Source organism: Variovorax sp. 770b2, assembly GCF_900115685.1.
Lineage (GTDB): Bacteria > Pseudomonadota > Gammaproteobacteria > Burkholderiales > Burkholderiaceae_C > Variovorax.
Window position 1 is genome coordinate 2,767,779 of sequence record NZ_FOXJ01000001.1, and the last position, 25,130, is coordinate 2,792,908.

Annotated in this window: 26 protein-coding genes; 11 read left to right on the forward strand and 15 right to left on the reverse strand. The window is 68.2% G+C overall.

All coding sequences use genetic code 11. From position 1 onward, the window contains the following. Positions 1-30 precede the first annotated feature (30 nt). The gene (locus BM133_RS12740; protein WP_093434161.1) at positions 31-783 is read right to left on the reverse strand and encodes a sulfite exporter TauE/SafE family protein; all 753 of its coding nucleotides are present in this window, start codon (positions 781-783) and stop codon (positions 31-33) included. Between the two features lie 64 nt (positions 784-847). Then, a complete protein-coding gene (locus BM133_RS12745; protein WP_093434162.1) occupies positions 848-2,107 on the reverse strand; it encodes an MFS transporter in 1,260 nt (419 codons plus the stop codon). Positions 2,108-2,196: 89 nt separating this feature from the next. Here BM133_RS12745 and BM133_RS12750 point away from each other — a divergent pair, with 89 nt between their 5' ends. The 4 genes from BM133_RS12750 to BM133_RS12765 all read left to right on the forward strand — a co-directional run bounded on the left by BM133_RS12750 (position 2,197) and on the right by BM133_RS12765 (position 5,418). Next, on the forward strand, positions 2,197-3,048 hold the full coding sequence (locus BM133_RS12750) for an AraC family transcriptional regulator (RefSeq protein ID WP_093434164.1): 852 nt from the start codon (positions 2,197-2,199) through the stop codon (positions 3,046-3,048). A gap of 112 nt (positions 3,049-3,160) precedes the next feature. Next, positions 3,161-3,871: a phosphatase PAP2 family protein gene (locus BM133_RS12755; RefSeq protein ID WP_093434165.1), complete on the forward strand. Its 711-nt coding sequence runs from the start codon at positions 3,161-3,163 to the stop codon at positions 3,869-3,871. 96 nt (positions 3,872-3,967) lie between these two features. Next, positions 3,968-4,210, forward strand: a complete 243-nt coding sequence (locus tag BM133_RS12760; protein ID WP_093434167.1) for an acyl carrier protein — start codon at positions 3,968-3,970, stop codon at positions 4,208-4,210. Next, positions 4,207-5,418, forward strand: coding sequence for a beta-ketoacyl-[acyl-carrier-protein] synthase family protein (locus tag BM133_RS12765; RefSeq protein ID WP_093434168.1), 1,212 nt, complete (start codon positions 4,207-4,209; stop codon positions 5,416-5,418). The genes BM133_RS12760 and BM133_RS12765 overlap by 4 nt, the downstream gene beginning before the upstream one ends. Before the next feature lie 157 nt (positions 5,419-5,575). Here BM133_RS12765 and BM133_RS12770 read toward each other — a convergent pair whose 3' ends face one another. Continuing rightward, positions 5,576-6,484, reverse strand: a complete 909-nt coding sequence (locus BM133_RS12770) for a LysR substrate-binding domain-containing protein (protein ID WP_093434170.1) — start codon at positions 6,482-6,484, stop codon at positions 5,576-5,578. A gap of 129 nt (positions 6,485-6,613) precedes the next feature. Here BM133_RS12770 and BM133_RS12775 point away from each other — a divergent pair, with 129 nt between their 5' ends. The 4 genes from BM133_RS12775 to BM133_RS12790 all read left to right on the forward strand — a co-directional run bounded on the left by BM133_RS12775 (position 6,614) and on the right by BM133_RS12790 (position 11,212). Next, positions 6,614-7,966, forward strand: coding sequence for a M20/M25/M40 family metallo-hydrolase (locus tag BM133_RS12775; protein ID WP_093434171.1), 1,353 nt, complete (start codon positions 6,614-6,616; stop codon positions 7,964-7,966). Positions 7,967-8,068: 102 nt separating this feature from the next. After that, positions 8,069-8,506: a DUF2501 domain-containing protein gene (locus BM133_RS12780; RefSeq protein ID WP_093435301.1), complete on the forward strand. Its 438-nt coding sequence runs from the start codon at positions 8,069-8,071 to the stop codon at positions 8,504-8,506. 83 nt (positions 8,507-8,589) lie between these two features. Then, positions 8,590-10,308: a SulP family inorganic anion transporter gene (locus BM133_RS12785; RefSeq protein WP_093434173.1), complete on the forward strand. Its 1,719-nt coding sequence runs from the start codon at positions 8,590-8,592 to the stop codon at positions 10,306-10,308. Positions 10,309-10,327: 19 nt separating this feature from the next. After that, on the forward strand, positions 10,328-11,212 hold the full coding sequence (locus tag BM133_RS12790) for a LysR family transcriptional regulator (RefSeq protein WP_093434174.1): 885 nt from the start codon (positions 10,328-10,330) through the stop codon (positions 11,210-11,212). Between the two features lie 10 nt (positions 11,213-11,222). On the opposite strand, the gene BM133_RS12795 is transcribed toward BM133_RS12790, so the two are convergent. Beyond that, positions 11,223-11,801, reverse strand: a complete 579-nt coding sequence (locus tag BM133_RS12795; RefSeq protein ID WP_093434176.1) for a DUF3299 domain-containing protein — start codon at positions 11,799-11,801, stop codon at positions 11,223-11,225. A 128-nt stretch (positions 11,802-11,929) separates the two neighbouring features. On the opposite strand from BM133_RS12795, the gene BM133_RS12800 reads away from it, so the two are divergent. Beyond that, positions 11,930-12,457: a hypothetical protein gene (locus BM133_RS12800; RefSeq protein ID WP_093435303.1), complete on the forward strand. Its 528-nt coding sequence runs from the start codon at positions 11,930-11,932 to the stop codon at positions 12,455-12,457. On the opposite strand, the gene arfB is transcribed toward BM133_RS12800, so the two are convergent. From arfB to clpB, 3 genes are read right to left on the reverse strand one after another with little or no spacing between them, the layout of a single operon-like run. Then, positions 12,426-12,833: an alternative ribosome rescue aminoacyl-tRNA hydrolase ArfB gene (gene arfB, locus BM133_RS12805; protein ID WP_093434177.1), complete on the reverse strand. Its 408-nt coding sequence runs from the start codon at positions 12,831-12,833 to the stop codon at positions 12,426-12,428. The genes BM133_RS12800 and arfB overlap by 32 nt on opposite strands. Positions 12,834-12,876: 43 nt before the next feature. Next, entirely contained in the window at positions 12,877-13,218 is a 342-nt protein-coding gene (locus tag BM133_RS12810; RefSeq protein WP_256219159.1) for a hypothetical protein, read from the reverse strand. A gap of 9 nt (positions 13,219-13,227) precedes the next feature. Beyond that, on the reverse strand, positions 13,228-15,849 hold the full coding sequence (gene clpB, locus BM133_RS12815) for an ATP-dependent chaperone ClpB (protein ID WP_093434180.1): 2,622 nt from the start codon (positions 15,847-15,849) through the stop codon (positions 13,228-13,230). Positions 15,850-15,994: 145 nt separating this feature from the next. Between clpB and BM133_RS12820 the strand changes: the two genes are divergently transcribed. After that, positions 15,995-16,990, forward strand: a complete 996-nt coding sequence (locus tag BM133_RS12820) for a Bug family tripartite tricarboxylate transporter substrate binding protein (RefSeq protein ID WP_093435304.1) — start codon at positions 15,995-15,997, stop codon at positions 16,988-16,990. Here the strand turns inward: BM133_RS12820 and BM133_RS12825 are convergent. Then, a complete protein-coding gene (locus BM133_RS12825) occupies positions 16,987-17,463 on the reverse strand; it encodes a molybdenum cofactor biosynthesis protein MoaE (protein ID WP_093434182.1) in 477 nt (158 codons plus the stop codon). The two genes, BM133_RS12820 and BM133_RS12825, sit on opposite strands and share 4 nt — an antisense overlap. A gap of 251 nt (positions 17,464-17,714) precedes the next feature. Between BM133_RS12825 and dapA the strand changes: the two genes are divergently transcribed. Then, positions 17,715-18,611, forward strand: a complete 897-nt coding sequence (gene dapA / locus BM133_RS12830) for a 4-hydroxy-tetrahydrodipicolinate synthase (protein WP_093434183.1) — start codon at positions 17,715-17,717, stop codon at positions 18,609-18,611. Here dapA and BM133_RS12835 read toward each other — a convergent pair. From BM133_RS12835 to BM133_RS12865, 7 genes are all read right to left on the reverse strand, one after another. Next, positions 18,598-18,849 (reverse strand): MoaD/ThiS family protein, encoded by a 252-nt coding sequence (locus tag BM133_RS12835; protein WP_093434185.1) that lies wholly within the window; start codon positions 18,847-18,849, stop codon positions 18,598-18,600. The genes dapA and BM133_RS12835 overlap by 14 nt on opposite strands. Positions 18,850-18,856: 7 nt before the next feature. Next, positions 18,857-20,143 (reverse strand): molybdopterin molybdotransferase MoeA, encoded by a 1,287-nt coding sequence (gene glp, locus BM133_RS12840; protein WP_093434186.1) that lies wholly within the window; start codon positions 20,141-20,143, stop codon positions 18,857-18,859. Then, positions 20,136-20,681 carry a molybdopterin-guanine dinucleotide biosynthesis protein B gene (mobB, locus tag BM133_RS12845; protein ID WP_093434188.1) on the reverse strand — a complete coding sequence of 182 codons (546 nt, stop codon included), beginning with the start codon at positions 20,679-20,681 and terminating at the stop codon, positions 20,136-20,138. The genes glp and mobB overlap by 8 nt, the downstream gene beginning before the upstream one ends. A gap of 18 nt (positions 20,682-20,699) precedes the next feature. After that, the gene (gene thrC, locus BM133_RS12850) at positions 20,700-22,115 is read right to left on the reverse strand and encodes a threonine synthase (RefSeq protein WP_093434189.1); all 1,416 of its coding nucleotides are present in this window, start codon (positions 22,113-22,115) and stop codon (positions 20,700-20,702) included. A gap of 9 nt (positions 22,116-22,124) precedes the next feature. Next, a complete protein-coding gene (locus tag BM133_RS12855) occupies positions 22,125-22,439 on the reverse strand; it encodes a response regulator (RefSeq protein WP_093434191.1) in 315 nt (104 codons plus the stop codon). An 18-nt stretch (positions 22,440-22,457) separates the two neighbouring features. After that, complete coding sequence (locus BM133_RS12860; RefSeq protein ID WP_093434192.1) at positions 22,458-23,792, reverse strand: homoserine dehydrogenase; 1,335 nt, start codon at positions 23,790-23,792, stop codon at positions 22,458-22,460. A 93-nt stretch (positions 23,793-23,885) separates the two neighbouring features. Further along, positions 23,886-25,118, reverse strand: a complete 1,233-nt coding sequence (locus BM133_RS12865) for a pyridoxal phosphate-dependent aminotransferase (protein ID WP_093434194.1) — start codon at positions 25,116-25,118, stop codon at positions 23,886-23,888. Between the last annotated feature and the right edge of the window lie 12 nt (positions 25,119-25,130).

The window sequence follows — 25,130 nt, forward strand, 5'->3', positions numbered from 1 at the left end:
ACAATATTTCATGCGGCGCGTTTTGTTGCTTCAACCCCGCTGCAACAACGCCGGCACCGCCGACCCCAACATCGCCACCCCCGACAACGTCAACAACCCCAGCACGAGCTTGCGAAACGCCGCTTCGCTGATCCCGATATAAAGCCGCGCCCCCAGCAGCACCGGCACCGCGACAGCCAGCGCCACGAGCCCCAGGAGCGGCGCCATCGACGCCGCGACGCCCCCGCTGAACAGGTGGATCGCAAACGCCACCATCAGCATCGAGAGATTGAAGTTCTGGATTACCGCGCGTTGCGTGTCGCGCGGGAAGCCGCGCAACGTGCACCAGAGCGTGGGGATCGTCCCCGAGAAGCCGCCGATGCCCGCCATCGCCCCGCCGATGGCGCCGACGATGCCATCGGCCACGCGGCCGCCGAAAGTGATCTTCGGCAGGTGTTGCGACATCAGCATCGCCGGGCACCACAGCACCAGCAGCACGCCCAGGCACACCTTGAAGACCACGAGGTCCAGATGCGGCAGCAGCCAGACCCCGAACGGCACGCCGACGAGGCCGCCGAGCACGAAGGGCCAGAGCAAGGATTTGTCGAATGCGCGGCGCACCGTGACGGCCGCTATCACCTGCCCCGTCAGCGCGCCGAACAGCGCAAGCACCGCGGCCAGTTGCGGCTCCAGGGTCCAGGCCCAGACCGACATCGCGACCAGTCCGAAGGCAAAGCCCGACAGGCCCTGCACGAAACCCGCCAGCACGGCGCCGACGATCACATGGACATACAAAGCTTGCATGCGGCCGATGATAGGAGCCGCTGCAGCGCGCCCGCCCGCCTCGGCAGACGGCGTTCGAGAGGGATCAGGCCGAGGCCGGCACCAGCGCCGTGCGGCGCACCCGCGTGACGTTGAAGGCGCTCGCGATCAGCACGCCCTGCACCAGCGCCAGGCCGACGATCACGCTCGTGTACTGGCCATGGTCCATCAGGCGGCCGAAGACCAGCGGCGCGAGCGCCTGGCCGATATCGAGGCCCGCGTACACCACGCCGTAGACGCGGCCGGTGGCGTTCGGCGGCGTCGAGCGCTTGACCAGCAGGTCGCGCGACGGCCCGGCCACGCCGGAGACGAAACCCATCGCGCCGAACAGCACCGGCACGAGCACCGGCGGGAACTGCGCAAAGGCCAGCACCAGCGCCAGCGCGGCCGCGATGCCGAAGCCCGCGCCCACGATGCGCTCGCAGCGCGACGGGTCCGAGGCGAGGAAACCGCCCACCACCATGCCGGCCGCGCTCGCCACCATGTAGACCGTGAGGCACACCGCCACCAGCGCCACGGGCACCGCGTGCAGATGGCCCGCGGCCACCGGCGCGAAGGTCTGCACCACGCTGATCACCGCGGCATAGAAGAAGAAGAACCCGAAGCACATCCACACGGCCGGGATGCGCAGGAAGTCGAACTCGCCGCCGATCGGCGCGGGCTCGCCCTGCCCCGTGGCCTTGTGCACGGCCGCCACGTCGAGCGACAGCACGCTGCGGTAGATCCACAGCACCAGCAGCACCACGATGGCCAGCACGCCGGCCGAAGCCAGCGCCACGCGCCACGAGAACGCGATGGCGATCGGCACCACGAAGGCCGGCGCGAGCGCCCAGCCGAGGCTCCCGGTGATGCCGTGCACGCTGTAGGCGTGGCCCAGGCGCGTGGGCGCGACCTTGCGGTTGAAGAGGGTGTAGTCGACCGGGTGGAACACGCCGTTGCCGATGCCGCCGACCACCGCGCACGCGAGGAGCATCCAGTAGCTTTGCGCCATCGCGTAGCCGAAGGCGGCCAGCCCGAGCGCGCCGAGGCCCACGAACAGCACCGGACGCGGGCCCAGCTTGTCCACGATGAAGCCGGAGGCGGCCTGCACGATGCACGAGACCACGAAGAACACCGTGAGCACCGCGCCCAGCTCGGTGTAGCTCACGTCGAACGCGTCCTTGAGCCACGGGAACAGGGGCGCCAGGATGAGCTGGCTGAAGTGGCTGATCGCGTGGGCCAGGCCGACGAGGCCGATGAGCTTCGCGTCGGAACGCAATGAGTTGGCCGGGGACGAGAGGGGTGGGGTGGTCACGTGGGAAGACATGGATTGCTACAAAAAACCGGGGCAGGCTCCGATGCTATGCCCCCGGGGCGCGGCAGAATGGCGATACAGCGACAACATTTGTCGAAACCATGCCACGCGCCTCTTCCTCCGTTTTCCATCCCTCCCCGGTCACCAGCGTCGCCTCGCTCACGCCGCACCTCTACGCGCCCGACGCGGTGCGCCCGCTGCGTGCCAAGGAGCATTTCCTGAGCGCCGACACCTTCGTGGAGCTGCACCAGCATCCGTGGCCGCAGCTGACCTTCTCCACGCGCGGCGTGATCCGCCTGAGCACCCAGGACGGCAGCTACATCGTGCCGCCCTCGCGCGCGCTCTGGGTGCCGGCCAACATGCCGCACAGCATCATGCTCATCGAGGATGCCGAGCTGCGCACCATCTACCTGCACGCCTGGCTCGCGCCGGCCTGGGAGAAATGCGAGGTGCTCGAGATCAGCCCGCTGATGCGCGCCCTGATGCTCGCTCTCGACACCACGCCCGACGGCCTGCCGCCCACCGATCCGCAGGCGCCGCAGCGCGAACGCATGATCGCGCCGCTCCTGGTGGACGAGATCGAGCGCGCCACGCAGATCCGCATCGACGTGCCGCTGCCCACCGACAAGCGCCTGCGCCAGCTGTGCGAGGCGCTGCTGCGCAACCCGGCCGACCGCTCCACGCTGGCCGAGCGCGCGGCCACCATCGGCGCCAGCGAGCGCACGGTGGCGCGGCTTTTTCGGGACCAGCTGGGCATGAGCTGGCTGCAGTGGCGCCAGCAGGCGGTGATGGCGCATGCGCTGCCGCTGCTCGCGCGCGGCATGGCGGTGAGCCAGGTGGCGGCGGCCAGCGGCTATGCCACCGACAGCGCCTTCTGCGCGATGTTCAAGGCGGCCACGGGACGCTCGCCGACGTCGTTCCAGCACAAGAAGCGATCGGCTGTCCCTGCCTGACCGGCCTGACCTGCCTGGACGGCCGCCCGAACCCTTCGGCGCGCGAGGCCTTCACGACGCTCTGGCAAGATCGGCGGGCCCGAAAAACCACGGACCCTTCACCGACCTGCCCATGGCATCGCCTCCCCGACCGCAGACCTGGACCGCCGACATCGGCCTGCGCATTCGCCGCCATTTCCTGCTGAAGGCGGTCGGGACCACGGTCTTCACCTGGCTGTTCTTCATCGGCTACTTCCACCTGCTGAGGAACCCCGCCTTCCCGGTCGCGGTGATGCCGCTCACGGCGCTGGACCACCTCATCCCGTTCCAGCCCTACACGCTGGGCGCGTACCTCTCGCTCTGGGTCTACGTGGGCATCGCGCCCGGGCTGCAGCTCACCTTCCGCGAGCTGGTGGTCTACGGGTTGTGGATCGGCGCGCTGTGCCTCACCGGGCTGGCACTCTTCTACTTCTGGCCGACGCAGATACCGCCGCTTCCCATCGATGTCTCCGGCTACCCCGGTTTCGCGATGCTGCAGGGCGTGGACGCGGCGGGCAACGCCTGCCCCTCGATGCACGTGGCCGTCGCGATCTTCACCGCCCTCTGGATCGAGCACCTGCTGCGGCAGGCGGGCACGCCCGCCGTGCTGCGCATCGTCAACGGGGCCTGGTTCCTGGCCATCGCCTACTCGACGCTGGCCGTGAAGCAGCACGTGGTGCTGGACGTGGTGGCGGGCGCGCTGCTGGGCATGGCGTTCGCGTGGCCCTCGCTGCGCTGGCGGCCGAACAAGCGTTTGCGAGGGGATTCCCCTCCGGTAGGAGCGGATATCATTGGCCATCACTGACCAACACAGGCCGAGCGAGGAAGGGATCGATCCAATGGCGCACCCCGCAAGGGCTGCAATCGATCAACGGCGGCACAAGACAACAGGCATCGCACGATGAGTTCGCTGAAGGAATTGCAGGACCTGATTCACGAGAAGTACGGCATCGAACCGTCCAAGCTCGACCCCAACGCCTCGATGCGCGAAACCGGCGGTCTCGATTCGCTGGCGCTGGCCGAATTCCTCTTTGCCATTGAAGACCACTTCGGCATCACCATGCCCGACGAGGACGCGAGCATCGACACCCTGGCCGAGCTCGCGCAGCTGGTCGACAAGGTCCGGGCCGCGAAGGTCGCGTGAGCCACCACGAGGTTGCCGTCACCGGGCTGGGCGTCATGGCGCCCCACGGCGACGAGCCCGGCGCGCTGTTCGAGGCGCTGCTGCAGGCCCGATCGGCCATCCACCCCGTCTTTCCCGAATTGCCCAAGCCGGCCGCCGCCGCCACGGTGGCCTTCGACGAGACCCGCTGGTTCACCAAGCTCCAACTGGCCGGCGTCGACCGCGTGAGCCAGCTCGCGGTGGCCGCGGCCGACCTCGCGTGGCGCGACGCGAGCCTTTCCATCGCCGATGCCGACCCCGAACGCGTGGGCGTGTACGCCGGCTGCGGCATGGGCGGCGCCGCGGCGCTCGAAGCGGCCTACCGCGGCAACGGGCGCGTGTCGCCGCTCACCATTCCGGCCTTCATGCCCAACGCGCCCGCGGCCCACGTGGCGATGCGCAACGGCGTGCTCGGCCCGGTGCTCACCTATTCCGTGGCCTGCGCGTCGTCGTCCGTGGCCATCGCCGAAGCCGCCAAGGCCATCCAGCGCGGCGAGGTCGACATCGCCATTGCCGGCGGCAGCGAAGCGCTGATCGTGCCGGGCGTGGTGCTGGCCTGGCAGGCGATGCAGACGCTGGCCACCTTCCAGCCCGGCGAAGCGGCCGGCGCGGTGCGGCCGTTCGCGAGCGACCGCAGCGGCTTCGCGCTCGGCGAAGGCGCGGCCTTCCTGGTGCTCGAATCCGCCGAGCGCGCGCGCCGCCGCGGCGCGCGCAGCTACGCCACGCTGGCCGGCTGGGGCCTCTCCAGCGATGCCACCCATCTCACCAAGCCCGATGCCCCCGGCCAGGCGCGCGCGTTGCGCCAGGCGCTGCGGCAAGCCGGCCTGCAGCCGCGCGAGGTGGGCTACTGCAACGCGCACGGCACGGCCACGCGCATCGGCGACGTGGTCGAGCGCAATGCGCTGGCCCAGGTGTGGGGCGACGATTTCGAGAGCCTGCGCGTGAGCTCCACCAAGGCGCTGCACGGCCACATGCTGGGCGCGGCGGGCGCCATCGAGGCGCTCATCACGGTGCTCGCGCTGCATCGGCGGCAGCTGCCGCCCAATGCGAACTGCGGCGAGATCGATCCGGCCTGCCGCATGAACCTGGTGATGCAGGGCGACAGCGCCGCACCGGCGCTCGAAGCGGCGATGAGCAATTCCTTCGCCTTCGGCGGCACGAACTCGGTACTGCTCTTTCGCCGCGCCTAGTCTGTCGTCGGGCAAACAGCTGCGCAGACGAAATCGATGCGTTTCGCGTCAGGGCAAGGCGCAAATGCAGCGATGCCTGCAGGTATCGCGAGGATCTGCAACGCCGCCCTGGCGTGAAAGGCGCGACTTCGTACGCCGCTGTTTGCGGGACAGCACACTAGGTCGCCGGCAGCTGCGACGATGCACCCGCCGCGCAAAGCCACTCGACGAAAGCCTCCGCCAACGGATCGGCCGTGCGGTTCGGCGCCATGAACACGCTGTAGCCGCGGCTCGATGGCGCGCGATGCGCGCAGGCGAGCAACAGTTCGCCCGAACGCAGTTCACGCTCGACGTAGTACGCCGGCACCAGCCCCACGCCGAGGTCGGCGCGCACCGCCGCGACCAGCGAAGAAAAGAGATCGAAGCGATGCCCCGCCACGAGGTTCTCGGGCGGCCGCGCGTGCGGCGTCTGCGCGAACCATTCCTCCCACGCGCCCATGCGCGTGCGCAGCTGGAGCAGGGGCGCGGCGCGAAAATCGCCGCGCGCCATCGCGGCCCGTCCCTTCGCGCGCGGGGCGCACACCGCCACGCAGAACTCGCCCATCAGCGGCCGCGCACCGGCGCCGGGCCACACCGCGTCGTCGTACTGCACGCCCACGTCGAAGGGCATGTCGGCCATGTAGAGATCGGTCGGAAAAACCTGCAGGTGCAGGCTGCAGCCCGGATGCAGCGCGATGAACTGCGGCAGCAGCGGCGTGAGCCAGCCCTCGGCGAGCACGGGCACCGCGCCGACGATGAGGCGCAGGCCGTCGACGCGCTGCGCCATCGCTTCGAGCGTGTGGTTCTGCAGCCGCATCAGGTCGCCCGCGATCTGGCCGTGGTAGCGGCGCCCGGCATCGGTGAGCTCGGTGCCGCGCGCGGTGCGTTGCACCAGCCGCACGCCGATCTGCGATTCCAGGAGCCGCAGCTGCTGGCTCACGGCGCTGTGCGTGAGGCACAGCTCCTCGGCCGCCTTGCCCACGCCGTGATGGCGGGCCACCGCATCGAAGATCAGCAGCGCTCGGGTGCTCGGAATATGGCGGCGCATGGGCGTGTTCGTAAGAAAAACTGACAAGGCCAAAGATTAAACCAGAGCAGGCGCCTGACTTGCCCCCAAGAATTGCTGACGGCGCCGCGCCGGCTGCGCCCTCTTCACCTTCAAGGACAACCCACCGCCATGCCTCGCTCCGCGTCATTCCGCCTTGCCCCGATCGCCCTCGCCCTGGCCTGCACCGCCGGGCTCGCCCAGGCCCAGAACGCCGCCGTCGCGGCCACGCCCGCGCAGGTGCGGCCCGAGATCGACAAGGCCTACACGCAGCTGATGGCAGCACCCGCGATCCAGAAGCTGCTCGATGCGGTCAAGGCCGACCACGAGCGTTCGGTCGAGGATCTGAAGATGCTGACCGAGATCGAAGCGCCCCCGTTCAAGGAACAGAAGCGCGCAGAAGCCTTCCTCGCGCGCATGAAGGCCCTGGGCCTCGCGGACGCGAAGATCGACGCCGAAGGCAACGTCGTGGGCCTGCGCAAAGGCACGGGCAATGGCCCCAAGTTGCTGATCTCCGCGCACCTGGACACCGTGTTCCCCGCCGGCACCGACGTGAAGGTGAAGGAGCGCGACGGCAAGCTCTACGCGCCCGGCATCTCGGACGACACGCGCGGCCTCGCCGTCTTGCTGTCGTGGCTCAAGGTGCTCAACGACAACAAGATCCAGACCGTGGGCGACCTCCTGATCGTCGGCAACGTCGGCGAGGAAGAACTGGGCAACCTGCGCGGCATCAAGGCGGTCTTTCGCGACAACCTGGACATCGACGGCATGGTCGGCCTCGAGCCGGCACCCGACGGCACGGTGCTGATGCTGGGCACGGGCAGCCACCGCTACGAGGTCACCTTCAAGGGCCCCGGCGGCCACAGCTTCGGCGCCTTCGGGCAGGTGCCCAGCGCCATCCACGGCATGGGCCGCGCGATCGCCAAGATCGCCGAAGTCCGCACGCCGACGTTCCCGAAAACCACGTTCACCGTCGGCACCGTGGGCGGCGGCACGTCGGTCAACACCATCGCGCCGGATGCGCGCATGGCGATCGACATCCGCTCGGACGAAATGGCGCCGCTGCTGGAGACCGAGAAGAAGATCCTCGCGGCCATCGACGAAGCGGTCGAGGAAGAAAACAAGCGGTGGAACGTGACGACCCTGAGCGCGAGCCGCAAGCTGATCGGCGACCGTCCGGGCGGCCGCACGCAGTCGGACACGGTGATCGTGGAGGCCGCCACGCGCGCCAACAGCGCCTTCGGCCACAAGACCCTGCTGACGGGCGCGAGCACCGACGCCAACGTGCCGATGTCGCTGGGCATCCCGGCCATCATCGTCGGCGCCGGCGGCAAGACCGGGGGCTTCCATGCGCTGTCGGAGTGGATCGACGTGACCGACGGATGGAAGGGCGCGCAGAACTCGCTGGTCACGGTGCTGGGGCTGGTGGGCGTGCAGGGCACGAGCGCACCGTTGCTGGAGAAACGCGCGCCGCGCAAGAACTAGGGGGAGCTTCGGGGGCCATGTCCCCGGAAATGACGGGGCCTCTCCGGTATGCTGGTGGGCGCTTCTCCCTCGTGCTCCCCCATGCTTTCCAAGGAGACCACCATGCATGCCCGCTCCACGCTCATTGCCCTCGCCCTGCTCGCCGCAGGCGCCTCGGCACAGGCCAACGACCTGCTCGACCAACTGAAGGAAAAGGCCGGCGCGGCCGCCAGCTCGCAAGGCGGCAGCTCCTCCGGTTCCGCCCTCGGCAACCTCGGCTTCAAGATGCCCTCGATCGGCTCCAGCACCATCGGCAGTGCCGCCGGCGTGCTGCAGTACTGCGTGAAGAACAACTACCTCGGCGGCGATGCGGCCTCGGTGAAAGACAAGCTGCTGGCCAAGATCACCGGCCAGAAGCAGCAGGAAAAAAACTTCGAAAGCGGCGCGAAGGGTTTGCTGAAGGGCGGCGACGGCAAGACGCTCAACATGAAGATCCTGTCGTCGAAGGTGAAGGAAAAGGCCTGCGACTACGTCCTGAAGAACGCCACATCGCTGATCTGACCTGACAGCGCCCCCGCATGGCCTCCGCGCGGCGCACCGCGCATGTGCTTGCCTGTTTCTCCCCGTGCGCGCGTAACGACTCCATGACCCCGGCTGCCCCCCCCTCGTCCCTGCGCCAGCGCCTCGCGCGCTGGGTTCCCTGTCTTGCATGGCCGCGCCCTTCCGGGGCGCTGCTGCGAAGCGAGGCGATGGCCGGCATCACCGTGGCGCTGATGGTCATTCCGCAAGGCGTGGCGTATGCCGCGCTCGCGGGCATGCCGCTGGTGACCGGCGTGTACGCGGCGCTGTTTCCCGCGCTGATCGCGGTGATGTTCAGCTCGTCGCAGCGGCTGTCGGTCGGGCCCACGGCGCTCACCAGCCTCCTGGTCGGCGCCTCGCTCGCGCCGCTCGCGGTGGCGGGCAGCGACGAATGGGTGGCGATGGCGGTGTGGCTCACGCTGATGTCCGGCGCCATCCAGATCGTGCTGGGCGCGGGGCGCTTCGGCTGGCTGCTGCGGCTGGTCAATTCGCCGGTGCTGATCGGCTTCACGCAGGGCGCGGCGGTGCTGATCGCGATCTCGCAATTGCCTTCGCTGCTGGGCTTCACCGGGCGCACGATTCCGCAGGTGCTGCAGGGCGGGCCGCTGCCCGATCTCGTGGCCATCGCCTTTGGTCTCGGCAGCGTCGCGGTGCTGTGGCTGGGCAAGCGGTTCGTGCCGCGCTTTCCGACGACGATGGCACTGGTGGCGGGCGCTGCGGCGATCAGCTGGGGCATCGACTACGCGCTGCGTGGCGGCGCCGTGGTCGGTAGCCTGCCCTCGGGACTGCCCTCGTTCTACTGGCCCGGCCTGCTCCCCCTGGGTACGTTCAGCGCGCTGGTGCTGCCCGCATTGATGATCACGCTGGTGAGCTTCCTGGAGACCGCCTCCAGCGCCAAGGTCGACAACGCGCGCGCCGGCACGCTGTGGAACGAAAACCAGGACCTGATCGGCCAGGGCCTGGCCAAGCTGGCCTCGGGTTTCTCGGGCGCGTTTCCGACCAGCTCGTCATTCTCGCGCTCGGCCATCACGCTCTATGCGGGCGCGCAGACCGGGTGGGCCACGCTCTTCAGCGTGGTGGTGGTGGCCGGTGCGCTGCTGTGGCTGATGCCGCTGCTCTACCACGTGCCGCAGGCGGTGCTCGCGGCCGTGGTGGTCACGGCCATCCTGGGCCTCGTGAAGCCCGCGAGTTTCACGGCGCTGTGGCGCATCTCGCGCATCGAGGCGGGCATCGCCTTCGGCACCTTCGTGCTGACCATCGCGACCGCGCCCAGCATCTACTGGGGCGTGCTCGGCGGCCTGCTCGCGAGCATGGCGCACTACATGTACCGCCACCTGCATCCGCGCATCATCGAGGTGGGCCTGCACCCCGACGGGAGCCTGCGCGACCGCAACCTCTGGAAGCTGCCGCCGCTCGCGCCGCAGCTCTATGCGCTGCGCATGGACGCCGAACTGGACTTCGCCTCGGCCTCCACGCTGGAACGCGCGCTCACCGTGGCGCTGGCCGAGCGCCCCGAACTCACCGACGTGTGCCTGTTCGCGCAGCCCATCAACCGCATCGACATCACCGGCGCCGAGGTGTTCGGCTCGATCCGGCGGATGATGGAATCCAAGGGCGTGCGCCTGCACCTGAGCGGCATGAAGCTGCCGGCCATGCAGGTGCTCGAACGCGCGGGCCTTCTTGCGCCGGGGCCGATGCTCTTCAGCTACCGCACCGACGGCGAGGCGCTCGCCGCGCTGATGCCGCGCATCGACGTGCCCGCAGAGGCCGAAACCGCAGGCTGAAGACACGCGCAGCGGCCCCATGAAAACCACCATCGAAGAACTCGTCGCGTTCCGCACGGTGGTGGACACCGGCTCGATCACCGCCGCGGCCGAGCAACTCGGGCACACGGTCTCGGGCATCAGCCGCGCGCTCAGCCGGCTCGAGCAGAAGCTGGACACCACGCTCATGCGCCGCACCACGCGGCGCCTGGAACTCACCGAGGAAGGCGCGGCCTTTTTGCAGCGCACCCGCGCGATCCTCGATGCCATTGACGACGCCGAAGAGCAGATGGCCGCGCGCCGCGAGCAACCGGCCGGGCGGCTGCGCGTGAACGCGGCCTCGCCCTTCATGCTGCACGCCATCGTGCCGCTGGTGCCCGAATTCCGCAGGCTCTACCCGCAGATCAGCCTGGAGCTGGACACCGACGACCTGCCCATCGACCTGCTGGAGCGCCGCACCGACATCGCGATCCGCATCGGGCCGCTGCGCGATTCCACGCTGCACGCGCGGCCGCTCGGCACGCACCGGCTGCGCGTGCTCGCGAGCCCGGCGTATCTCGAGGCGCACGGCAAGCCGCGCACCGCCGCCGAGCTGACCGATCACGCGCTGCTGGGCTTCACGCAACCCGAGTCGCTCAACCGCTGGCCGCTGCGTGGGGTGCACGGCGACGAATGGCCCATCGCGCCCACGCTCGCCGCGTCGAGCGGCGAGACGCTGCGCCAGCTCGCGCTGGCCGGCGCGGGCATCGTGTGCCTCGCCGATTTCATGACCGCCGCCGACCGCGCAAGCGGCGCGCTGGTGCAGGTGCTGGCCAAGGAAACGGTGGACGTGCGCCAGCCGGTGAACGCGGTGTACTACCGCAACACGCAGCTGTCGGCGCGGATCACTTCGTTTCTGGATTTCCTGACGCAGCGCATGACTTGAGCGAAAGCGCTCAGTTCGGCTGCGTCGCCACGAAGCGCTCCACCGCCGCCGACTTGATCTCGTACCCGCTCACGCCCATGTCCGCCGAGGCATAGCGCGCGGCCTTCAGGACGCCGCTGACCTTGACCGTGTCCATCGCGTGCAGGCCCTTGAAGGCCTGCGTTGCGATCACGTGCACGATCTGGTTGGCGGGGGGCGGCGGGGTGTGGATGCAGGCGCCGAAATACGGCACCAACAGAAATTCCTGGATGCCGTTCTGCGTGTTGTCCAGCGGCACTACAAAGCCCGAAAGCTTGACGGCCGTACCGTCGAGCGCCACGTTGACCGGCGCGTTGTCCCAGACGGCGCGCATCTCGTCGAGCATCTGGATTGCGCGCGGGTCGTTGTCGCGCAGCGCCTCCAGGCTGATGTTGCGGTAGCGCTTGGTCGGGTCCCAGCTCTTGGGGATGAGTTCGTCCCACTTGAGTTCGGGGGCCGCGGCCGCGCTCGCGCTCGTGGCACCGGCCTCGGGGCCGCAGCCGGCCAGCAGCGCAGCGGCCGGAACCAGGAGAAATGCGGGCAGCAGGATGCGCGAGATGAACCTTCTCATGACCACGATTTTGCTTGGGACATGTTTCATTCCCGTAAAGCAGGGCCTTTGGCACTCAATTCGTCGCAATTCACACAAATGGATGACCACGCGCCAGAATGCCGCACCACGACAACGAGGAGATCCGCATGGCAGCGACAGGATGGCTGGGACTCACGTCCCTGGGCAGTGTTCACACCGCGATCAGCCTGATCGCCGTCTTCGCGGGGATCGTCGCCCTGCTGCGCTACAAGGAAATCACCCTGCGCACCGGATGGGGCCAGGTCTTCGTCTGGACCACCGTCCTCACCTGCCTGACCGGCTTCGGCATCTTCCAGCACGGCGGCTTCGGCAAGCCGCATGTGCTGGGCATCGTGACGCTGCTCGCGCTCGCCGCGGGTGCGCTGGCCGGCCGGGGCCGCCTCGGGAAGAACTCGCGCTACATCGAGGCCGTCGCCTATTCGGCCAGCTTTCTCTTTCACTGGATCCCGGCCTTCACCGAGACGCTGACGCGGCTTCCGCTGGGCGCGCCGCTGCTGGCGGATGCCGAGGCGCCCGAGCTGAAGGCGATCACCGGCGTGCTGTTCGTGCTGTACATCGCGGGCGTGGCGCTGCAGATCAGGCGGCTGCGCGGCGGCAGCCCGGTCAGTCCCGCACAGGTCCCCGCAAGTTCTTGATCTGCGCGCGCTGGCTCTTGCCTTCGAGCCGGCGCTGCTTGGAACCATAGGTCGGCTTGGTGGCGCGCCGCACGCGCGGCGGCGTGGCCACGGTGTCGATCACCGCCTGCAGGCGCGCGAGCGCGTCGGCGCGGTTCATCTCCTGCGTGCGGTGCTGCTGCGCCTTGAGCACGAAGACGCCCTCCTGCGTGATGCGGCTGTCGCGCAGCGCGAGCAGCCGCTCCTTCACGTCGGCGGGCAATGAGCTTGCGGGAATGTCGTAGCGCAGGTGGATCGCGCTCGAGACCTTGTTGACGTTCTGTCCGCCCGCGCCCTGCGCCCGGATGGCGCTGATCTCGACTTCGTCGGGATCGATCAGGAGGGGTGGGCGGAGCATGAAGGCGAGTGTGCCTTCAAACGCGTGCGACGACGGCGAAGGGTCAGCCGCGCGAGACCGGCTTCGGCGCAACGTCGGTCACGTCGCTGGCGTTGCCGCGGATGCGCTCGGGGCGCACCACCGATTCACCGCGCGCACGCGCGTTGGTGACATCGGCGGCGGTGGGTTCGGCCGGATTTGCCGCATTGCGAAACCGGTCGAAGCCCGAGCGGGGGTTGAAGCGCCCGCCCATCGAAGCCATCCATGGCGTCACGGGCTTGCCCGTGAGACGGCCCCAGGCGTAGCGCACACCCCACACAGCCGCCAGCAGCATGACCGCGACAGCCAGGCTGGCCGCGAACACCAGCCCCAGGAGCAGAAGAATGACGCGAAGAATGAAGTTCATCATCCGACTTTAGGCCGAAGCCGCCACCGTTGGTTCCCCGCCCTTTCGGAACGAGAACTGGCCGGGCGACTGGATCGGGTCGGTCGCGACCTCGATCGTGTCCTTCGGCCCGAAGCTGCCGTCCAGCAGCAGTCGAGAGAGCGGGTTCTCGATGCGCTGCTGGATCGCACGCTTCAACGGACGTGCACCGAACACCGGGTCGAAGCCGACCTTGGCGATCTCGGCCAGCGCCGCGGGCGACACCTCCAGGCCCAGGTCCATCTTCGCCAGACGGGCTTTCAGCACCTTCAGCTGGATCGCGGCGATCGATTCGATGTTCTTCGCGTCCAGGGCGTGGAACACGACGGTCTCATCGATGCGGTTCAGGAACTCGGGGCGGAAGTAGTTCTTCAGCTCGTCCCACACCGCTTCCTTGATCTCTTCGGATGGCTTGCCCACCATGGCCTGGATGATGGGCGAGCCGATGTTGCTCGTCATCACGATCACGGTGTTCTTGAAGTCCACGGTGCGGCCCTGGCCGTCGGTCAGGCGCCCATCGTCCAGCACCTGCAGCAGCACGTTGAAGACGTCGGGGTGCGCCTTCTCGACCTCGTCCAGCAGCACCACGCTGTAGGGCTTGCGGCGCACGGCCTCGGTGAGATAGCCGCCCTCTTCGTAGCCCACGTAGCCCGGCGGCGCGCCGATCAGGCGCGCGACCGAATGCTTCTCCATGAACTCGCTCATGTCGATGCGGATCAGGTGGTCTTCGCTGTCGAACAGGAAGCCCGCGAGCGCCTTGCACAGCTCGGTCTTGCCCACGCCCGTGGGGCCGAGGAACAGGAACGAGCCCGTGGGGCGGTTCGGATCGGACAGGCCCGAGCGCGAGCGGCGGATCGCATTGGCGACCGCACCGATGGCCTCGTCCTGGCCGACCACGCGCTCGTGCAGCTTGTCTTCCATCACGAGCAGCTTGTCGCGCTCGCCCTGCATGAGCTTGGCGACCGGGATGCCGGTGGCGCGCGCCACGACCTCGGCGATTTCTTCCGCGCCGACCTGCGTGCGCAGCAGCGTGGGCGCGCTGGACTTGCCCTTGCTCGCCTCGCTGGCCTCGGCCTCCTTCAGGCGCTTCTCGAGCGCGGGCAGCTGGCCGTACTGGAGCTCGGCGAGCTTGTTGAAGTCGCCCTTGCGCTCCCACTCCTTGATCTCGGTCTTGAGCTTCTCGATTTCTTCGCGGATGTGCGCGCTGCCCTGGGCCTGGGCCTTCTCGGCCTGCCAGATCTCGTCGTAGTCGGCGATTTCCTTCTGCAGCTTGGCGATCTCGTCCTCGATGAGGTTGAAGCGCTTCTGCGAGGCCTCGTCCTTCTCGCGGCGCACGGCTTCGCGCTCGATCTGCAGCTGGATGAGGCGGCGGTCCAGGCGGTCCATGACCTCGGGCTTGGAGTCCATCTCGATCTTGATCTTGGCCGCGGCCTCGTCGATCAGGTCGATGGCCTTGTCGGGCAGGAAGCGGTCGGTGATGTAGCGGTCGGAGAGCTCGGCCGCGGCCACGATGGCCGGGTCGGTGATCTGCACGCCGTGGTGCACTTCGTACTTTTCCTGCAGGCCGCGCAGGATGGCGATGGTGGCCTCGACGCTGGGCTCGCCCACGATGATCTTCTGGAAGCGGCGCTCCAGCGCGGCGTCCTTCTCGATGTACTTGCGGTACTCGTCCAGCGTGGTGGCGCCCACGCAGTGCAGCTCGCCGCGCGCGAGCGCGGGCTTGAGCATGTTGCCCGCGTCCATCGCGCCCTCGGCCTTGCCGGCGCCGACCATGGTGTGCAGCTCGTCGATGAAGACGATGGTCTGGCCTTCGTCCTTCGCGAGTTCGTTGAGCACGGTCTTCAGGCGTTCTTCGAATTCACCGCGGAACTTGGCGCCGGCCAGCAGCGAGGCCATGTCGAGCGACAGCACGCGCTTGCCCTTGAGCGAATCGGGCACCTCGCCCGCGACGATGCGCTGCGCGAGGCCCTCGACGATGGCGGTCTTGCCCACGCCGGGTTCGCCGATGAGCACGGGGTTGTTCTTGGTACGGCGCTGCAGCACCTGGATGGCACGGCGGATTTCCTCGTCGCGGCCGATGACGGGGTCGAGCTTGCCCAGGCGCGCGCGCTCGGTCAGGTCCATGGTGTATTTCTTCAGCGCCTCGCGCTGGCCTTCGGCATCGGCGCTGTTCACGCCCTGCCCGCCGCGCACGGCGTCGATGGCCGATTCGAGCGACTTGCGGCTCAGGCCGTTTTCCTTGGCGATCCTGCCGATGTCGGACTTGCTGTCGGCCACGGCCAGGAGGAAGAGTTCGCCGGCAATGAACTGGTCATTGCGCTTGATGGCCTCCTTCTCGGTGGCCTGCAGCAGCTTGCCCAGGTCGGGGCCGACCTGCACGATGTCGTGGCCCTGCACCTGCGGCAGCTTCTTGATGGCGGCGTCGGCCGCCTGCACGAGACCCGGCACATTGACGCCGGCACGCTCCAGCAGGGCGCGCGGGCCGTCGTCCTGGCGCAGCATCGCGACCAGCAGGTGCGCCGGCTCGATGTAGGCGTTGTCGTTGCCGAGCGCCAGCGTCTGCGCGTCGCTCAGCGCTTCCTGAAATTTGGTGGTGAGTTTGTCTTGTCGCATGGTGGTATTCCTGCATCCAAAATAGGGCCGTTCGGGCACGATTCAAGGTTGTAGATCGGGCCCGCGCCGTGGGCACGGGTATTGCACGGTGCCCTGCACCTTCTTGCCGTAGGCATTTCTCTCTTTCTCTCGAATGGAGTCGATCATGGTTTTTTCAATGCAGCGCGTCCAGCCGGTGCGCCGCGCGCTCAGCGTGGGTCTCTTTGCGGCCGCCATGGGCCTGTCCGGCCTCGCGCAGGCCCAGAGCGGCACGCCGATCCGCATCCTGGTCGGCTTTCCCGCCGGCGCAGGCACCGACGCCATCGCGCGCACCCTGGGCGAAAAGCTCAAGGACGTGCTGGGCGTGCCGGTGGTGGTCGAGAACCGCGCCGGCGCGGGCGGGCAGATCGCCGCGACGGTGCTGAAATCGTCGCCCGCCGACGGCCACACGCTGTTCCTCTCGCACGACCACACCATCTCGATCCTGCCGCAGGTGGTGAAGAACCCGGGCTTCAACCCCGCCACCGACTTCGTGCCCGTGGCCGGCTTCGCCACCTTCGCCAACGTGCTGGCCGTCTCGGGCGGCACGCCCGCCAAGAGCATCGACGAGTACGTGAAATGGGTTCGCACGGCCAAGGGCGGCAAGGAGACCATCGGCATCCCCGCGCCTGCGTCGATTCCTGAATTCCTCGTGAAGATGATCTCGGACAAGTACAAGATCGACGTGCAGCCCGCGCCCTACCGCGGCAGCGCCCCGATGACGGCCGACATGCTGGGCAACCAGATCACCGCGGGCATCGCGTCGGTGCCGGACTTCATCGAGAACCACAAGGCAGGCAAGGTGCGCATCGTGGCCTCCATCGGCGCCAAGCGCCAGGCGGTGATTCCGAACGTGCCGACCTTCACCGAGCTGGGCTTCGCGAACCTGGAAGACCTGCCCTACTACGGCATCTTCGCGCCGGTGGGCACGCCGCAGCCGATCATCGACAAGTACGGCGATGCGCTGCAGAAAGTGCTGGCGATGCCCGACGTGAAGCAGAAGCTCACGACGATGGGGCTGACGGTCGGCTACGAGTCGCAGGGCCAGTTCGCGGGCCGCGTGCGCACGTACACGCAGACCTGGGAACGGATCATCCAGGCCAGCGGCTTCAAGCCGCTTTAAGCGTTCGGGGCGCTGATGCCCCAGCGCGCCAAGGCCGCGTCGTCGCTGACGCGCGCATCGACCCAGCGGGCGCCTTCGGGCGTCTGTTCTTTTTTCCAGAACGGGGCCTGGGTCTTCAGGTAATCCATCAGGAACTCGCAGGCCTCGAAGCTCTGGCCGCGGTGGGCCGAGACCACCGCCACCATCATGATCTGGTCGAGCGGCTGCAGAAGACCGACGCGGTGGATCACGCGAGCGCCCAGGATGTCGAAGCGCCTGTGGGCCTCGTCGATCATGGCTTCGATGGCCTTCTCGGTCATGCCCGGGTAGTGCTCCAGCTCCATCGAGGCGACGGTGCTGCCGTCGTTGCGGTCCCTCACGGTGCCGATGAAGCTGCAGACGGCGCCCACGCGCTTGTCGCCGGCGCGCAACGTGGCGACCTCGTGGCTTAAGTCGAAATCACCCGTCTGGATCGAAACACGCGCAACGCTCATGTCCGGATTGTGGCATCGCGCTAGACTGCGACGATGCCTTGCCTCGCCACGCTCTCCACGGTGCTTTCGCACCCCGAGAGCCGTTGCGCGCGCCAGGGCAGCAAAGCCAAAAAACCAAAGCTCGTCTGACCGGAGCTGCGGTTCCGTCGTCGGATGAGCGACGGAACCTGCCCAAGGCTTTGACCCTGCATGGTTGTGCGCGCATCGGACGGTGGTTCTTTCCATCGGTTGATTCCTGAAAGGAAACCTGCGTGCCACAACAACAGCCCTCCTCCCCCACCCCCGATTTCTCGGGCCTCTGGATTCCACTCGTCACCCCGTTCCGCGACGGCGCGCTCGACCATGCCGCCCTCACCGCGCTGACCCGGCGCCTTGCCGCCGACGGCGTGGCCGGCTTCGTGGTCTGCGGCTCGACCGGCGAAGCCGCCGCGCTCGACGAGGCGGAGCAGCTGGCATCGCTGGACACGGTACTGGCTGCTGCCGGTGGCCTGCCGGTCGTCATGGGCCTCTCGGGCTATCACCTGGGCAAGACGACGGCCTGGGTGCGCAAGCTCTCGGAACGGCCGCTCGCGGGCCTGCTGGTGCCCGCGCCGCACTACATCCGCCCGTCGCAGGCGGGCCTCCTCGAATGGTTCCGCGCGATCGCCGATGCCAGCGCGGTGCCGGTGCTGATCTACGACATCCCCTACCGCACCGGTGCCACCCTCTCGCGCGAGACGCTGCTCGCACTCGCCGCGCACCCGCGCATCCAGGGCATCAAGGACTGCGGCGGCGACATGGCCAAGACGCGCGCCCTGATCGCCGACGGCCGGCTGCAGGTGCTGTCGGGCGAAGACCACCAGATCTTCTCGACGGTGGCCGAAGGCGGCGTGGGCGCCATCGCAGCGAGCGGGCATGTGCAGACGAAGCGCTTCGTGCAGGTGCTGCGCCTCCTGGCCGACAACCGCGTGGCCGAAGCGCGCGCCGAATGGCAGCCGCTTCAGCCGCTGATCGAGATGCTGTTCGCCGAATCGAACCCCGGCCCCTTGAAGGCGCTGCTGGCCCATGGCGGCGCGATGCGCGACGAGTTGCGCTCGCCGATGACGCGCGCCTCCGAGGACCTGCGCGAGCGCCTGGTGGCGCTGGACGCGCGGCTCAGCCGCCCGTAACCGGCGGGAAGAACGCGACCTCGCAGCCTTCGTGCAGGGCTGCGGCCTCGTCGCTCATGACCTGGTCGAGCGCCATGCGCACCGCCCTGCCGCGCGCAAGGGCCGTGGCGTGCGCTCCGCCGCGCGCGATCAGTTCGTCGCGCAGCGCGGCGAGCGTTTCGGCGCGGGTGTCGACGGTTTCGTTGCTGCTGGAAAGCGCCTCGCGCACCGAGGCGAAGTAACGGATCTGGACCTTCATGGGTATGTCAGGCGAGCAGCGAGGCGAAGGGAATGAAGTTCACGGTGTCGCCCGACTTGATCGTCTGGCCCGAGGGGTTGTCGACCACGCCGTCGCCCCAGACCATCGAGGTCAGCACGCCTGAACTCTGGTTGGCGAACAGGTCGAGCCCGCCCGCGGCGTTGCGCCGTGCGCGCAGGAACTCGCGGCGCTTGTCGGCACGCGGCCAGTCGAAATCGGCGCGCATCTGCACGGCCTCGGGCGTCACGCGGTCGGCGCCCTGCAGCGTCAGCAGGAAAGGCCGCACGAGCATCAGGAAGGTGAGGAAGCTCGACACCGGATTGCCGGGCAGCCCCGTCACGTGGCACACGCCCTGCCCGCTGCTGCGCGCGATGGAGCCGTAGGCGAAGGGCTTGCCGGGCTTCATCGACAGCGACCACAGCTGCAGCTCGCCGAGCGTCTGCAGCGCGGCGCGGATGTGGTCTTCTTCCCCGACGGAGACACCGCCGGTCGTGATGATCAGGTCGCTCGCCTCGGCCGCGTCGCGCAGTGCCGCGATGGTGGTCTCGCGGTTGTCGGGCACGATGCCCAGGTCGTTCACCTCGCAGCCCAGCCGGTGCAGCAGGGCGCGCATGAAGAAGCGGTTGGAGTTGTAGATCGCGCCGGGCTTCATCGCATCGGGTGCGACCTCGCCGGGCATCACCAGTTCGTCGCCGGTGGAGAGCATCGCCACGCGCGGCTTGCGGGCGACCTGCAGCTTGTGGAAGCCGACGCTGGCCGCAAGGCCCAGTGCGGCGGGCGTGAGGCGTTCGCCCTTCTTCAGCACGATGTCGCCCGAGGCCACGTCCTCGCCCGCGCGGCGGACCCATTGGCCGGCCGCCGGAACGATCGCGATGCGCACCGAGCCCAGGCCGCCTTCCTGCGGCGTGGCGCTGGTGTCTTCCTGCATCACGACGGCATCGGCGCCCTCGGGAATCTGCGCGCCGGTGAAGATGCGCGCCGCGGTGCCGGCCGCCAGCGGCGTGCCGACGGTGCCCGCGGGAATGCGCTGCGTCACCTGGAGCACGGCGCCGGGCGTGGCGCAGTCGGCTGCGCGCACCGCATAGCCGTCCATCGCGCTGTTGTCGCGCGGCGGCACGGTGAGGCCGGAGACGACGTCCTGCGCGAGCACGCGACCATCGGCATCGAAAGTGACGACGCTCTCGTCGGGAAGCCTCGGCACGGCCTTGGCCAGCAATTGCGCGACGGCCTCGTCCAGGGGCATCAGCGGAGGCCGCGCGTTGGACGCGGAGAACGGAACGGGTGTGTCAGCCATGGTGTTCCGGGTTGTACTCGAAGCGCTCGCCATTGGCGATGAGCCACTGCGCGATGGCCTCGGCGTCGTTGAGGTCGAAGACCGGCCGCTCGGTCGCCGAAGGCAGGCTGGCCGGGTCGTCCGTGGCGACGGCGGTGACGAAGGGATCGTCGATGTAGAGCACCGGCCGCGATGGCTCGCCGCCCTCGGGTCGGCGCCAGATTTCGATCTTCAGCACGTCGCTGTGCCGGAAGCCCTCGACCAGCACCCAGTCGGCGGCCGGGTGCACCTCGGCCAGCAGCTGGTGCACGTCCAGTTCGACCGGGATCTCGAATTCGCGCATCACCGCCAGTCGCTTGTCGGAAGCGACGACCACCTCGAAGGCGCCGGCCTCGCGGTGGCGGTAAGTGTCCTTGCCGGGATGGTCGATGTCGAACTTGTGGTGCGCGTGCTTGACCACCGAGACGCGCTTTTCGAGCCGCTTGAGCGCCGGGATCAGCCGCTCCAGGAGCGTGGTCTTGCCCGCGCCCGAATAGCCGGCGAAACCGACGACCTTCATGCCCAGGCCCCGCTGCGATCAGTCACAGTTCTGGGCGATGTAGGCCTTCACGGCCTCGGCGTCCGCCGGCAGCTTGACCACGCGCTTGGGCAGCGCCTCGATGCCTTCGAACTTCGCGGGCCGGTCGGGCTCGTGGCCCAGGGCCTCGACGATCGTGGCGGCGAACTTGATCGGCAGCGCCGTCTCGAGCACCACCATCGGCACGCCGGGCACGAGGAATTCGCGCGCGGCCTTCAGGCCATCGGCCGTGTGCGGATCGACCAGCGTGGCGAAGCGCTTCTCGGTGTCGCGGATGGTGGCGAGGCGATCGGCATGCGTGCTGCGGCTGCTCTGGAAGCCGAAGCGTTCGGCGGCCTGCTTGAAAGCAGGGTCGGCGCTCAGGTCGAAGCGGCCTTCCAGGCCCAGGTCTTCGACGAACAGCTTGCGCAGCTTGCCGGCGTCGCGGCCCACCAGGTCGAACACGAAGCGCTCGAAGTTGCTGGCCTTGCTGATGTCCATCGAGGGACTGGAGGTCTCGTGCGTGTCGGCCGCGCCGCGCACGCGGTAGATGCCGGTGCGGAAGAACTCATCGAGCACGTCGTTCTCGTTGGTGGCGACCACCAGTGTCTGGATCGGCAGGCCCATCATGCGCGCCACATGGCCGGCGCAGACATTGCCGAAGTTGCCCGAGGGCACGGCGAAGCTCACCGGCTTGTCGTTGCTGGCCGTGGCCTGGAAGTAGCCGGCGAAGTAATAGACGACCTGCGCCAGCAGCCGCGCCCAGTTGATCGAGTTGACTGTGCCGATGCGGTACTTGCGCTTGAAGCCCAGGTCGTTGGACACCGCCTTCACGATGTCCTGGCAATCGTCGAACACGCCGGTGATGGCGATGTTGTGGATGTTCTCGTCCTGCAGGCTGAACATCTGCGCCTGCTGGAACGGGCTCATGCGGCCGTCCGGCGAGGTCATGAACACGCGCACGCCCTTCTTGCCGCGCATGGCGTATTCGGCGGCACTCCCGGTGTCGCCGCTGGTGGCGCCCAGGATGTTGAGCTCGGCGCCGCGGCGGGTCAGTTCGTACTCGAACAGGTTGCCCAGCAGCTGCATCGCCATGTCCTTGAAGGCCAGCGTGGGGCCGTTGGACAGGGCTTCGATGTACACGCCGTCTTCGAGCTCGCGCAGCGGCACGATCTCGTCGGTGCCGAACACCTCGGCGGTGTAGGTCTTCGCGCAGATCGCCTTCAGGTCGGCCGGCGCGATGTCGTCGATGTAGAGCGAGAGGATCTCGAAGGCCAGTTCGGCGTAGGGCAGCTCGCGCCACTTGGCGAGCGTGGCGGTGTCGATCTGCGGGTAGGTTTCCGGCAGATACAGGCCGCCATCGGGCGCGAGCCCCTCGAGGAGGATTTCGCAGAAGCGCTTGCGGTCGGGGTGACCGCGGGTGCTCAAGTAGTTCACAGGATATTCCTAGAGACCGATTCCATAGTGGCGGATGTCAAGCCAGAAGCGAGAGCCGATCAACGCCAGCATGCCGAAGAAAAGAACGACGTAGTGCAATGCCCGGTACTCGACATTGTCCGTCGCATCGAGCGCGCCGAAGTACGCCCAGGCCGCCAGGAAGCTGCCCGCCGCGTTGAGCGCGAGCTGCCACCAGCCGAGGCTGGCGAACAGCGCCAGCGTGACCAGCACCGCGAACCAGAACGCAAGGTGCCAGCGCGGAAGCTCCACATGCGCGAAGCGGAGCAGCCCGACCAGCGCGAAGGTGGCGATCAGCGTGGGCACACCGGCGTTCCATGACGATCAGGACAGCTCTTCCTTGCGGATGCGCACGATCGGCTCCAGCACGGTCGGCAGTGCCTGCAGCTCGGCCAGCACGTCGTTGACGGTGCCTTCGCGCGCGTCGTGCGTGAGGATGATGAGGTCGGTCTGCGTGGAGCCCTCGCCGCCCACTTCGTCGGCTTCGCGCTGCAGCACGGCGTCGATGCTGATGCCGGCGGTGGCCAGCAGGCCCGTCACCTTGGCGAGCACGCCGGCCTGGTCGGCCACGCGCAGGCGCAGGTAATAGCTGGTGACGACCTCGGCCATCGGCAGCACCTTCAGGTCGCTCATCGCATCGGGGTGGAAGGCCAGGTGCGGCACGCGGTGCGCGGCGTCGGCAGTGTGCAGGCGGGTGATGTCGACCAGGTCGGCGATCACCGCGCTGGCGGTCGGCTCGCTGCCGGCGCCCTTGCCGTAGTAGAGCGTGGTGCCCACGGCGTCGCCGTGCACGACCACCGCGTTCATCGCGCCTTCGACGTTGGCCAGCAGGCGCTTGGACGGCACGAGCGATGGATGCACGCGCAGCTCGATGCCCTTGGCCGTGCGCTTGGTGATGCCCAGGAGCTTGATGCGGTAGCCCAGCTGCTCGGCGTACCTGATGTCCTGCGCGGCGAGCTTGGTGATGCCCTCGATGTGGGCCTTGTCGAACTGAACGGGGATGCCGAACGCGATGGCGCTCATCAGCGTGACCTTGTGGCCGGCGTCGACGCCCTCGATGTCGAAGGTCGGGTCGGCTTCGGCGTAGCCCAGGCGCTGGGCTTCCTTCAGCACGGTGGCGAAATCGAGGCCCTTGTCGCGCATCTCGGAGAGGATGAAATTCGTGGTGCCGTTGATGATGCCGGCCAGCCACTGGATGCTGTTGGCCGTGAGGCCCTCGCGCAGCGCCTTGATGATCGGGATGCCGCCGGCGACGGCCGCCTCGAAGGCCACCATCACGCCCTTGGCATGCGCGGCCGCGAAGATCTCGGTGCCGTGCACCGCGAGCAGCGCCTTGTTGGCCGTGACCACGTGCTTGCCGGCGGCGATCGCTTCGAGCACCAGTTGCCTGGCGACGCCGTAGCCGCCGATCAGCTCGATGACGATGTCGATCTCGGGGTTGGCGATGATCTCGCGCGCATCGGCCACCACCTTGACGCCTTCGCCGGCCCCTTCGCCAATCACGCTGCGGGCGCGGGCAGTGTCCAGGTCGGCCACCATGGTGATCTCGATGCCGCGGCCGGCGCGGCGCTTGATTTCTTCCTGGTTGCGCTGCAGCACCTTGAAGGTGCCGCTGCCGACCGTGCCTGCGCCGAGCAGGCCTACTTGGATGGGTTTCATTGGGAGAGTCGCGCTCATGGCGTGGATGGTTTGAATGGGGCGGGCTTCAGTCATCGCCGGCGCGGCCACGGCGCGCGCCGTGGCCAGCGGTTTTCATGACGTCGTCTTGCGGCGCAGGCGGTACTGCTCCAGGAACTTCGCGATGCGGTTGATGGCCTCGCGCAGGTCGTCTTCGTGGGGCAGGAACACGATGCGGAAATGGTCCGGCGTGGCCCAGTTGAAGCCGGTGCCCTGCACCAGCATCACGCGGGTTTCCTTGAGCAGCTCGAGGAAGAACTGGCGGTCGTCCGCGATCGGATAGACCTCCGGGTCGAGCCTGGGGAACATGTAGAGCGCGGCGCTCGGCTTGACGCAGGTCACGCCCGGAATGGCGGTGATCAGCTCGTAGGCCAGGTCGCGCTGGCGGCGCAGGCGCCCGCCGTCGCAGACCAGGTCGTTGATGCTCTGGTAGCCGCCCAGGGCCGTCTGGATGGCCCACTGGCCCGGCACGTTGGCGCAAAGGCGCATGTTCGAGAGCATGTTCAGGCCCTCGATGTAGTCCTGCGCGGCGCGCTTGTCGCCCGAGACCACGACCCAGCCGGCGCGGTAGCCGCACGAGCGGTAGCTCTTGGAGAGCGAATTGAAGGTGAGCGTGAGCACGTCGGTCGACAAGCTGGCGATGGCGGTGTGCTTGACGCCGTCGTACAGCACCTTGTCGTAGACCTCGTCGGCGAAGATCACCAGGCCGTGTTCGCGCGCGATGGCCACGATGCTCTTGAGCAGTTCGTCGGAATAGAGCGCGCCGGTGGGGTTGTTCGGGTTGATGACCACGATGCCCTTGGTGCGGGACGTGATCTTGGCGCGGATGTCGTCCAGGTTGGGCATCCAGCCGTTGGCCTCGTCGCACAGGTAATGCACCGGGGTGCCGCCCGACAGGCTCGTGGAGGCGGTCCACAGCGGGTAGTCGGGGGCCGGCAGCAGCAGTTCGTCGCCGTCGTCCAGGAGCGCGTTCGTGGACATGGCGATCAGCTCGCTGGCGCCGTTGCCCAGGTAGATGTCGTCCAGCGTGACGCCGGCAATGCCCTGCTTCTGGGTCTCGTGCATCACCGCCTTGCGCGCGGCGAAGACGCCCTTGCTGTCCGAGTAGCCCGCCGAATTGGGCAGGTTGCGGATCATGTCCTGCTGGATTTCCTCGGGCGCATCGAAGCCGAACACGGCGAGGTTGCCGATATTGAGCTTGATGATCTTCTGGCCGTCCTCTTCCATCTGCTTGGCGGCGTCCATGATCGGGCCGCGGATGTCGTAGAGAACGTTGGCCAGCTTGGCCGATTTCTTGAGCTGCTTCAAAGGGCCCTCCCG